Annotated in this window: 9 protein-coding genes and 2 pseudogenes; 10 read left to right on the top strand and 1 reads right to left on the bottom strand. The window is 48.1% G+C overall.

Features of this window, described 5'->3' with window-relative positions; all coding sequences use genetic code 11:
* The first annotated feature begins 122 nt into the window (after positions 1 to 122).
* The 9 genes and pseudogenes from MKY35_RS16410 to MKY35_RS16370 all read left to right on the top strand — a co-directional run.
* Positions 123 to 752, top strand: a complete 630-nt coding sequence (locus tag MKY35_RS16410) for a polysaccharide deacetylase (RefSeq protein WP_342444251.1) — start codon at positions 123 to 125, stop codon at positions 750 to 752.
* A gap of 153 nt (positions 753 to 905) precedes the next feature.
* On the top strand, positions 906 to 1,532 hold the full coding sequence (locus MKY35_RS16405) for a VTT domain-containing protein (RefSeq protein WP_342446661.1): 627 nt from the start codon (positions 906 to 908) through the stop codon (positions 1,530 to 1,532).
* Positions 1,510 to 2,031, top strand: coding sequence for a phosphatase PAP2 family protein (locus MKY35_RS16400; RefSeq protein WP_039272208.1), 522 nt, complete (start codon positions 1,510 to 1,512; stop codon positions 2,029 to 2,031). The genes MKY35_RS16405 and MKY35_RS16400 overlap by 23 nt, the downstream gene beginning before the upstream one ends.
* Before the next feature lie 24 nt (positions 2,032 to 2,055).
* Positions 2,056 to 3,222 carry a glycosyltransferase gene (locus tag MKY35_RS16395; protein WP_342444250.1) on the top strand — a complete coding sequence of 389 codons (1,167 nt, stop codon included), beginning with the start codon at positions 2,056 to 2,058 and terminating at the stop codon, positions 3,220 to 3,222.
* A 30-nt stretch (positions 3,223 to 3,252) separates the two neighbouring features.
* Entirely contained in the window at positions 3,253 to 3,954 is a 702-nt protein-coding gene (locus tag MKY35_RS16390; protein WP_342444249.1) for a polysaccharide deacetylase family protein, read from the top strand.
* Between the two features lie 13 nt (positions 3,955 to 3,967).
* On the top strand, positions 3,968 to 5,110 hold the full coding sequence (locus MKY35_RS16385; protein ID WP_342444248.1) for a glycosyltransferase: 1,143 nt from the start codon (positions 3,968 to 3,970) through the stop codon (positions 5,108 to 5,110).
* Positions 5,107 to 5,634 (top strand): annotated as a pseudogene (locus tag MKY35_RS16380) (MFS transporter); the annotation flags it as partial. The gene MKY35_RS16385 and the pseudogene MKY35_RS16380, both read left to right, overlap by 4 nt.
* A 30-nt stretch (positions 5,635 to 5,664) precedes the next feature.
* Positions 5,665 to 6,333 (top strand): MFS transporter, encoded by a 669-nt coding sequence (locus MKY35_RS16375; protein WP_342446660.1) that lies wholly within the window; start codon positions 5,665 to 5,667, stop codon positions 6,331 to 6,333.
* A gap of 1,341 nt (positions 6,334 to 7,674) precedes the next feature.
* Positions 7,675 to 7,953, top strand: a pseudogene (locus MKY35_RS16370) (transposase); the annotation flags it as partial.
* 43 nt (positions 7,954 to 7,996) lie between these two features.
* Here the strand turns inward: MKY35_RS16370 and MKY35_RS16365 are convergent.
* The gene (locus MKY35_RS16365) at positions 7,997 to 9,790 is read right to left on the bottom strand and encodes a response regulator (RefSeq protein WP_241081055.1); all 1,794 of its coding nucleotides are present in this window, start codon (positions 9,788 to 9,790) and stop codon (positions 7,997 to 7,999) included.
* A gap of 299 nt (positions 9,791 to 10,089) precedes the next feature.
* On the opposite strand from MKY35_RS16365, the gene MKY35_RS16360 reads away from it, so the two are divergent.
* A complete protein-coding gene (locus MKY35_RS16360; protein ID WP_241081056.1) occupies positions 10,090 to 11,316 on the top strand; it encodes a beta-lactamase family protein in 1,227 nt (408 codons plus the stop codon).
* The last annotated feature ends 359 nt before the right edge of the window (positions 11,317 to 11,675 follow it).

The raw sequence follows: 11,675 nt of genomic DNA, 5'->3' as shown, positions 1-11,675 counted from the left end.
TTTGGTTAAATCCTCTATCATAAAAGTAACAAAAATAAGGAATTCACATAGGAATATTATTTCAGTTGGACAATTTCAATAAAATTTGTCGATTAAAATAAGAATGAGGGATGATTGGATCAATGTTGCTTCGTTTACGCAAATCTTCAATGCAGGCGGCCTGGATGGTGTGGGAAAGAGGGTTCGATTGGATTTCACGCTTTCGCGGCTCGCATACATCGCACTTTGGAATTTGCAAAGTCATGATTAAGAAACACCGAGGGGAGAGTATCGTCTGTGCGGACTCCACCATCATCGATAAAGGCGATCTGGTCGGGGAACTCCATCTCAATAATGAAACGATTCTGACGCTGATCAAATCCGAAGACTCAGACCGCGCGGCGCTCATGACGGCCCGGCTTACACGGAAATCCATGCAGCAGATCAGCGAGGCATTCGCAAGTCAGCCGGAGTTCAGAGAGGTGAAGGCGTTAGTCGGCGTTACGTTGCTTCATCGTGGTTTGATACATGGTCTTGGTTTCGAACAACAACCGATGAAGTCCGATCTGTTCCAACGCATTACAACGGCTTATCTACGATTATTGTTATCCGTCATGCACCCTGAAGGCAAGAAGCGGATTGGCCGCAAGACCGAAAAATTGATACCGATGATGCTGATTCACTCCCGCAGCTCGCTGAGGAACCGATTTATGACGGTGAAGAGACAGTCCGTTTCAAAGGAGTTATGTCTACCCAAATCAAGCTCCAATTAATTAAAACAAAAGAAACTAAGAGCGTGGTTAGTAAGTTCCTGGAGGGCGATATGGAGTTGGAACAAAGCGAGTGGAAACCCATACCGCCCGGAGGCAACCTATTTTTCATCATGCTCTGTAACAAAGGCGGGATAGGCATTCATGGATAAAATTATGGAATTTTTACAGAACTTTGGAGCGACGGGACTTTTCATTCACGCTATGCTCGATGCGATTATTTTCCCCATCCCGGCGTTCTTCCTGCAGCTTTCTTTAAGCGCTGTGCAACCGGAGTCGGCTTTATGGCTCGCTACGGTTGGCTTTGCAGGAAGTCTGCTTGGGACACCGATCGGTTATGGGATCGGCAAGGTGTCGGGAAAGCATGTTATGGGCGGTGTAATGAAGAAGAAATGGCTGGATTCGGCAAGCGACTTATTTGCCCGCCGCGGCGAGGCCGCAATCCTGATCGGATCGTTCACTCCGATCCCATTTAAAATATTTACGATTTTATCTGGATGCATGAATTATCCGTTATGGAAGTTGCTCAGCTATGCGGCCATTGGCCGGGCGGTGAAGTTTTATGTAGTCGGTTTTCTCTTCTATATATATGGCCGCGCGGCAGAGAATATGGTGAACCAAGTTCTCACGATTACGCTGGTGGGCGTTGGTGTTGCGATTGCGGCAATATGGTTCTTGATACGGAAGCTGTGCGAGCGGAGGAAGATAAGGGATGAACATCAACCAATCGAAAAAACAGGGAATGGAGGCGGAAAACAGGATGCAGTGGATAAGGCGAATTGATCAAACGATGTTCTTCTGGTGCAACCAGCGGCTGAGCAGTCGGGCAATGGACCGATTGTTCGGATGGATTACCCATTTGGGCGGAGCTTTGTTTACCATCATTTGCGCAGTGTCCTTGGCATGGTTCGCCGAGGGGGAGTTCAGCAGAATCGGGCTGCAAAGCTTGATCGCACTGGCTGTTAGCCATATCATTGCTGTCCTGATCAAGAGAAAGGTGCGCAGAGACCGGCCTTTCCGCAAGCTGGAGCAGGTGAAGGTAGGCAAATTCCCGTTGAAGGATTATTCCTTCCCATCCGGCCATACTACCGCTATTTTCGCCCTGGTTACACCTTTTATGTTGGCCTCATCGCCGGCAATTATGCTTGTCTTGATTGGTCTGGCCTTGTTGGTGGCCATATCCCGGGTTTATTGGGGTTATCACTATCCGATCGATTGTGTGGCTGGTGGGATGGTCGGATTCCTAACGGCGGTGCTGGTTGTTTTGTTCATGCACAGTTAAATTTCACGAGGGAGGCGATTGTTGATGAATAGCATGAAACGGGAAAAGCTGCTGATTCTGTCCGGCGCGCTCGGGGATGGACATATGCAGGCGGCCAAGGCGATTTTAGAGGCATCGGTGCTGTACAAACAGGGAGTAGAGGTGGTCGACTTCATGCAATGGATCCATCCCCGCATGCATGTGGTTGAACGGTATTGCTTCCTGCAATGGGTGAAGCATTTTCCTTCCTCATACGGATATATGTATCAGAAGACCCGGACGGACAGTACACTTACTTTCTTCCTGAAGCATTTTCTCACGACCAGCCTGCAGCGGCTGCTCAAACTTCTGAATGAGGAACAGCCGACGTTGATTGTCAGCACGTTCCCGCTGGCATCAGCCGCCATTTCCTTGCTTAAGGAAAAAGGGATGACGGATCTGCCTGCGGCAACGGTCATTACCGACCATTCCGATCACAGCTATTGGATACATCCGTCTACGGATCTGTATCTGGTTGGCTCCGAAGGCGTGCGTGCAGCTCTGCAGAGAAAAGGCGTTGCTGACCACAAAATCGCTGTAACGGGCATCCCTGTTCGCCCATCCTACAGTCAGCATGACAATAAAGACCGGCTGCGCGAGAAGCTGGCCTTGGCTCTTGACGCCTTTGTCGTGCTGGTGATGGGTGGCGGCTGCGGGATTATCGATAAATCCTTCATCGAGCAAATGCAATCTGACTCTTTTCCCCCTAACGTGCAATTTGTCATCGTATGCGGACGCAATGTGAAGCTGCTGTACCGCCTGCGTGAAGCGTTGGGAGACAGGGATAACGTCATACTGACAGGCTTCCTGGAGGGAATCCATGAATGGATGGCGTCCGCAGACGTATTGATTACCAAGCCGGGCGGACTGACGACCTCCGAAGCGCTGGCGCTTCAGCTTCCCATGCTGCTGCTGGAGCCACGGCTGGGGCAGGAAAAGGATAATGCCGATTATTTGATTCAAGCGGGAGTAGCGTATCTATGTCAGATTGACAATTTGCAGGATCAGCTTCAGCGGCTGGTTCAACAGCCTTCCCAATTGGAAGAAATGAGGGAGAAGGCAGGGCTGTGCAGACAGCAGGATTCCGCCAGACATGCGGTCATGCAAATTCTGAGCATGCAGAGCGATACACAGGAAGAAAAATGGGTTTGCTCCTTGCAGCAGTATGCTTAAGCTTAATTTTCACTAAGGGGGATAAAGACGTTGCTTATTAAATATTTGTTGATTGGGCTCATAGGCTTCATCAGTCTGTATATGCTAATTCCTAGTTTTCTGCCAAGAATGATCAAATTTGGAGCCTTTCGTAAGGGAACGACCAAGAACCAGGTAGCGTTCACGTTCGACGATGGGCCGCATCCGAGGTATACACCGGAATTATTGGATTTATTGCAGGATTATCAAGTGAAGGCCACATTCTTCGTGCTTGGCTCGCAGGCGGAGCTGCACCCGGATCTGATCAGAAGAATGGATCGTGAAGGACATCAGATTGGAATCCACAATTACAATCACATCTCCAATTGGCTGATGCTTCCCTGGACGGTGCGGCGTGATCATATGAAACGGACCGCAGATATTATTGAATCCATAATTGGAAAAAGGCCGGATCACTATCGTCCGCCGTGGGGGCTTATGAACGCTTTCGATTTCTTTCATCCCAAATCGTACCGCATTGTACTCTGGTCCTTGAAGGCGGGGGACTGGCGCAGCAGAAGCTGCCGCAAGAAGCTGAAGGCAACGCTGCTGAACGGAATTACGGACGGATCTGTTATTTTGCTGCATGACAGCGGAGATTCGCCGGGAGCGGACCGTCACGCGCCATATTTTATGCTTCGGGCTCTGGAGGAAGTACTGCATCAATTACAGGGACGCAAGTTGCAATTCGTTCGTCTGGATGAAATGGCTTGACAAAGGAAATGAGGTGACAATAGTGGGACAGGAACCGCAAATTTTAATTTTAACGGCCGATTACGGAGAAGGTCATCATCAGGTGTCCAAGGTGTTGCAGCAAAGCTTGATCCGCAATGGTTATTGCCAGGTGGCGGTTGTCGACTTGTTCCGGGAAGCCTATCCTGTGCTGAACAAAATAATCCGCTATCTGTACCGGCAAAGCCTGTATGCAGCCAGCCTGGGCATTCCCTATTACGGATGGACCTACCATCTGACCAACCAGCTTCCCATGAAGGGAAAGATCGCAGCCTGGATGAACAGTCTTGGCGGCGACAGGCTCAAGAAAATCATCCTCCAGTACCAGCCGGAAGTCATCATTTATACATTCCCGTTCGGCAGCTTGCCAAGCAGCGTGGCATTATCTGCGATCCGTCCCCGGACTGCTGTTGTCATAACGGACTTTGACGTTCACCGAAGATGGCTGTTCGCCAAGCCGGATCATTATTTTGTCCCTGCCAGCGACGTGAAAGAGGCCATGGTCAGGCAGGGCGTCCCCGAGAGTCGTATTACCGTGACCGGAATTCCGGTCAGGGAGTCATTTCATGATGCGGCAATGAGTGGTCCCGGCTCCGTTAAAGAAGCAGATGAGCATGTGATTCTGCTTATGGCTAACGTCTGCGGCACATTGCATTCGCTATCGAGGCTCATCGGGAAGCTGCTGCTCTTGTCAGGCGTCCGCATTCAAGTGATTTGCGGCCGGCAGGAAGGATGGAGACGGAGGCTTGCGGAGAGCTGGGCGGATGATGCAAGAGTGGATGTATTCGGCTTCACCGATCAATTGCATGTTCTGATGAGCAGCGCCTGCTGCGTAGTCACGAAAGCGGGAGGCGTTACACTATCCGAGACGATTCAGGCCGGGGTTCCAATTTTCATCCTAAATCCGTTTCTGGGGCAGGAGAAGGAAAATGCCCTGTATTTGCAGCGTAAAGGAGCGGCAGTCGTGGCCTTTACGATTCATGATCTGGTGTTGCAGATACAAGCGATGATCTCCTCTGAGCAGATCAAGCAGTCGATGATGAACGGGCTGCTCGCAGCAAGGCAGAAAGAGGCTGCGGACCATATTGTCCGGCATTTGTTTCCTGAGGCAAGTCCCTTAAGAAGGAGTGAAATATGATGAGCGGGAGGAGCGCGTTCAAGCTTTCTACTCTGACGCTGTTCACGGTGCTTTTTTGCACAGAGTTTGTCCGAAGCGCTTTCTTGTTCTCGTTCCTGCCGAACTTTGCCGTCAACGAGTCGGGGCAAACCGTTGCTTTGGTCGGTCTTGCCGTCTCGCTTCATTATACAGCCGATACGCTGATTAAATGTGTGGCTGGATATTTGCTGGACAGGTTTTCGCTGCGCTGGCTGCTGCCCGCCACTTTCGTCCTGATGCTGTCCGGACTAGCCGCCGTGTTCTTTAGTCCGTATGCCTGGGGGCTTGTTGCCGGTTCCGTGATGCTTGGGATGGGGGCGTCGCCTATATGGCTCATTTGTCTGGAGAAAGTCCGACTTACGGAGCGGGCGGCCCAGATGGGAGCGATATACACCGTGTGGCTGGCCTGCATCGGTCTGGGGCCGGTCACAATCAATCTCACCTTCGATTATGGCTTCGAACCTGCCTTCCGGCTGATGGTTGCGCTGCTCGCCGTCGGCTGCATCGCATCGTTCGGGATTAACAGAACAACCCCCTTGCATCTCCAGAATGTCAGCTTTGCCGAACAAGCGGCAGGACTGCGAAGAAGGCTCGTTCAGCTGAAATGGCTGCTGCCAGGCATGGTCCTGCAGATGACCGCCGCGGGACTGCTGCTGCCGATACTGCCCGGTTTTGCCGCTGACCATCTTGGTCTGAGCCAGCCGCAATATTCGCTAATGCTCATATTAGGCGGGGCCGGCGCGATGCTGTTTCTTGTCCCGATGGGAAAGCTGGCCGATCGATGGGGGCACAAGCAAATGCTGTTCGCCGGTTTCGTATCGCTTACGGTCGTATTGGCTCTGTTAGTCGTATCCATGCCGCCGCCTGCATTAACGATGCTGTTTGCCTTTATGCTGGGATTGTCTTACTCAGCCGTGCTTCCGGCCTGGAATGCGGTGCTGTCGTACCTTGTTCCGGAGGATCAGAAGGGGACCGGGTGGGGAGTACTCTCCGGGATTGAAGGGCTCGGTATTATGATTGGCCCGGTCATCGGGGGAGGGATAGCCAGCCAGTATACGAATGCCGCTGCCATTAGCATCAGCGCTGCTTTACTGGCGGTTCTTGCACTTTTTTATTTGATTTTGCCGCAAAACAAGCTTGTCTCGGCTGGCGGGACTTTGCAGCACAAGAGGGAGAACGCTCATGGACCTGATCGGGTTAGTTGAACCGAGTATGGATACCTGGTCTTGCTCATCGGCTTGCCGCTGGACTTCATCGCGCTCCCCATTCCGCCGAGTACACCTGAAATCCAAGCCATCGAAAATCATCACGATACAAGCCTCAGTTCATCTACCTCAGTACAAGAAGCTGGTGAAGGTGCCGATTTTAATTACGATTCTTTTAAGGATTGTTTGTTGATAAGGATATAAAAAATGAAGGTAGATCAAATAACTTTTACTATGATGCTAAAGGAAGTCCGATTTCAAAGTGATTAGAGATGATAACAATAAGATAATCAAAATAACGGAAGTTCATGAGAGTGAGTTACAAGCCTTAAATAAAACATTTGGATTTATAATAACTGATGGAAATTTACGGTTTGAATAATTAGATTCATTATATAAGCTACTGAAAAAGCTTTAAACCGTAAAAGGTGAAAGATTACCAGTGAAATGATGGTTTTCTTTCACCTTTTTTAATAGACGGATTGTCAAGACAAGTACAACAGTTCCTCCTGTAACGATTCGTGAGAGGACTTCCATCTTAAGTTTTTCGGGGCCGGTTGTTAATCAGGGCGAGAGCCTGCTCCAGATCAGCATCTGTCACCTGAGCGAAGTTATGCCCCTTTGAGATAAATTCACGCTCAAGACTTGGCATTCTCGTTGGAGTCTCGTTGCCAGGATGAGTACGGGTCGGCGAAATAGACACCCACGCCGTACAGTCGTTCCAACTCTCTGTGACAGGCGAATTCTTTCCCCACGGTCGCGCTCCGAATCGCAGACATCGGATACTGAGCCGCCAATAAGCCAAACGCGATCTTTATCGATAATGCCGTGCGATCGTCATATAATCACTTGGTAAAAACGTGTTTTTGCCACCACGATGTGTCGACGCAAGCTTACTCTATCCTCGGCTGGAAACGACCGTATCCAGCTCCCAGTGACCGAAGGTTTTCCGGCTGTGGATCGTATTGGGACGCTGCAAATCAGGCCGGGTATTATGAATCGATATCAGGAAAATTGGTTTAGAACAAGTCGTGGTTCAGTACAGCCAGCATTTTCATTTTACAAACGAAGATTTACACGAGGGAGTTGCTGCTACCCAACTCTTGATAAACTTTCAAATACATAAATAATCAGTCAATTTAAAATGCCGTTGCAACGGAGAAAGTAATCACTATTTATCAAGTTTGTCCCCTATATTGATAATGAAGTAGGTTTAGTTTTTATATGAGCGTAAGTTGAAATAAGAGGTTTCAGAATGAAAAAGACTCCTTGGTATGATGTAAATGGGTCCACGATGCTGGCCAGCGACTGGATCCAAAAACAAACCAAGGAGACTACAAGATGAATTCTACTCAAAATGAACGTATTAATCAAATCACTTCTTCTACCTTAATTATCGGTGTAGACATCGCTAAATTCAAACATGTCGCCCGGGCACAAGACTACCGCGGAGTCGAGTTCGGGAAGGCTATTACGTTTGAGAACGACCGTGAAGGCTTTGAATTGTTCGTTAGCTGGTTCAGAAAGATTGCTACGGAGCAAGGGTTCCAGGACGTCATCGTTGGCATGGAAACAACCGACCACTACTGGTTGAACCTGGCCCATTTTGTGAAAGAACAGCACGTGACCCCTATATCGTGAGTACCATCGGGAAGTTCTCCAGCTACACGATATTCTTCATTCGCGCCATTTCTAATGCTTCTTCACGGTTGTTGACGCCGAGTTTCGAGTAGAGAATCGAGCAGTAATTGCGGATCGTTCCCTCCGATAAAAATAGCTTGGCGGCAATCGATTTGTAGCGCAGACCGCTCGACAGTTGCTCCAGAATCTCCATCTCGCGTTTCGTAAGCCCGTACGGGTAGTTTCCCTGACTTGAACCGATTTTCTCCAACTGCTCACGTTGACGCTTCATCTCTTCGAAGACTCGCGTAGCGACCGATTGGTCAATCCAGGTTCCTCCATTATAAATAAGTTTCAAGGCTTCCTTCATCTCCCGCGGATGAATCGACTTCAGCATGTAGCCTTCTGCCCCGCGCTCCAATGCAGTTGCTGCCTGCGAGGAATCCTTAAACGTTGTCATGAATACAACCTTCATATCAGGCCATCGTTGTTTCATCTCAACTAAAGCTTCAATCCCGCCCATTCCTTGCATACGAATATCCATTAGCACGATATCTGGTTGGGAGCGATCACAATGTTCTAATGCTTCGCGCCCGTCCCTGGCTGTACCAACGACGTTAAAATCAGCATGCTGATCCAAAATTTGCTTCAAGCTGTCGGTAATGATCACCTGGTCATCAACGATCAGCAGGCGGATTGCATCATGTACAGGCTCTGTCTGCAACGGAATATCACATATGACGAAAGTTCCTTGTCCTGACTCGGAATGCACGGACACCGTGCCGTGAAATAGTTCAAGTCGTTCCTTCATTCCATTGAGCCCAGATCCAAATTGGATTTCTTCCATTCCGATGCCGTTATCTTCGATCTGTAATCGAAGCTGCTGACTATTGAAATGTAACTGAACGGATATCATGCTCGCCTTGCCGTGCCGAACCACGTTGGTTAGAGACTCTTGAAGGCAACGATATAAACAATTGTTTATTTTTTGCATAACAAGAGTCTCACTGCCGATCACACGGAATTTGACCGTTATACCTGTTGACTTCATAAAATCTTCAGTTAATTGCCGCAGCGATTCACTTAACGAATGGTTCAACGGAGTATGAGAGAGCTGATGCAGATGCTTTCGGATATCAACCAGACTGTGTTGGGCGATTCCGACAAGCGAATTGATCCTCTCTATTTGCGCATCTGGTACGGACGATCGCAGTGATTCGACGCCGACGATGAGCGAGGTAAGCGTATGGCCAATCGTGTCATTCAGCTCATGTGACAGCCGGCTGCGCTCCTCCATCAGCGTAAGTTCCTCAATCCGCTTAATATGCTGCTCCAGCAACAGCTTTTGCTCTTGAATAATTCGGGCTTGCTTATGGGACTGAATTAAAATATTAAACGCGAAGCCGATGGCAAAACCAAGGCTGCAGCTAACGATAAACTCATACGGGAGACGATCAGCAATCCAACCGTTCAATACCGGGAATACGATTCCGCTAAGGATACCTGTCCACACATAGTTTCTTCGACTGCTCGTCAAGCCGATAGTTATCACGAGTAAAACAAAAGACCAAAGCAATCCCGGGGCTGCGTAAGCTAAATATAGATAAAAAAAGCCCGTTACCGTGACTTCGATTGTGAGATACCAGTCTTCTTTCCTATAGAGGATGATTAATGGAACGAGATAAACGACGAAAGCGAGAGAAAGTACAACCCAAAGCGACACAACGGTTAATGACGGATCGACAAAACCAGCGCTTGCGATAATGACCAGCCAAAGCGTTCGTATGGCCACAAGTATCCAATCATACCAGACCCTTTTTTTCATTATCGAGAACACGAATTACGCACACCTTCTTATATTTTTTTGCAAATCAAATTCCGAATGATTCAGACCTATCATGCAATATAACTTCCCGATCCGTCAAGCGAAAGAGGGTGGGGTAACAGCGGTTAGAACGTAGCTTAGCAAGCACGTCATATAAGACAGTTGATAGTTTGTCATGCGGTATATGTGACAAGTCCAAGTACGATGTCATCAAAAGCTAGACGGTTTTATCACTGTTCGATTTAACAATAGCAGAGGTAAGGTGAGGGGGTAAAGCAGAACAACATTCAAAATAATAGGAGCGATGCGTTATGAAATCATTCACCATTCGAAAAGGAGTTGCACTTACTTTAATAGCTATATTGGCGGGTACAGTGGCCTATGGAACTGTCCACGCAGAGGGTCAGACGGCAACTTATCAAGCTATCAATAAAGCTGCAAATACCGACAATATTTTATCGTCGGAATTCGCAAAAGAACCCAAAAAAGAACTCAACGAGAAAGAAAAGAAAAGAAAGCATCGGGAAGAAGTCAAACGCGTCATGGATCAAGTAGTTACCAACAAAAGAGTTCCAAGTGTCGTGGCAGGCGGGCTACAGGATGGGGAACGCTGGTCCTACGCTACGGGTACAGCCAGTTTCGAAGTACCACGCCCGGTGGAGCCGGATTTTTCATTCCGTATTGGAAGCATCACGAAGACATTCACTGCTACCGTTGTATTGCAGTTGGCTCAGGAGAAAAAATTGAACCTGGATGATTCGGTCGAAAAATGGCTGCCGGGGGTCATAAAGGGTAATGGGTATGACGGCAACAAAATTACGATTCGTCAGTTATTGAACCATACAAGCGGGCTTGCGAGCTATACTGATCTTGATTTTCGAGATATTACCTTGCCTCAAAATCCATTCCGTTACTATTCGTCCGACGAGCTTATCAGCATGGGACTAGCAAAGCCGCCTGTATATGCGCCAGGGAAGGGCTGGAACTATTCGAACATGAATACTATACTAGCCGGTCAAATTATTCAGAAGGTAACAGGAGAGACGTATGCGGAGCAGATCAGGAAACGGTTGATCGAACCGCTCGGGATGACAGGGACATTTGTAATGGAAAATAGTCACGATATTCCAGGTAAGCATGCCACAGGATATAATATGGACAGATCGGGTCATTTGTATGATTTAACAGAGATGAATCAATCATGGGCAAATGCAGCCGGAGATATAGTCTCAACAACCAAAGATTTGACCACCTTCTTCAGTTCGCTGTTGGGCGGAAAGCTTCTAAATCAAGAGATAATGGACCAGATGCTCACGACAGTAGATTCACCTATAGGTAAAGTTGGACTAGGGATTTATGAAATAAAAACAGCTGACGGGCAATCATACTGGGGGCATGCTGGCGGTACTTTCGGATTTGAATCGAGAGCCTTCGGATCTCTAGGCGGGCAGCATATTTTGGTAACGTGCATCAACTCGGTAGCTCCGGAAGTGGAGCCTGCTCACAATAAAATAATCAATAAGGAGTTTGGCCGTTAAGTTTAAAGCCGACATCGCGTCCTTTATTTGAGGGCGGATGTCGGTTTCTGCTGTGATTAACCGTCGTTTCATGCAATCGAGGCACAAATGTCCGCATTCAGAATAAAACGATAGATAAGATTCACGAGGGGCATAACGACGGCGTATTTTATATTCGGTCGGTCAAGCTCTACTATCGACTTCTTTACCACTCCCGCCAACAGATGGTTTACCGCCAAAATCGTAAAATAGGTTAGACGCAAATTCGATATAGAGAATAAGAAGAGATATATGGATTTTTAGAAATACATAGTAGGTATAGACAACGTAATATTACTAACCTACACATTGCACCAGACTACAATTTCTATTTAAAAAAG

Origin of the sequence: Paenibacillus sp. FSL L8-0638 (genome assembly GCF_038593075.1) — a bacterium.
GTDB classification, from domain to species: domain Bacteria; phylum Bacillota; class Bacilli; order Paenibacillales; family Paenibacillaceae; genus Paenibacillus; species Paenibacillus polymyxa_D.
Note: the sequence above shows the minus strand (reverse complement) of the source record. Positions and strands in the feature narration are given on the sequence as shown.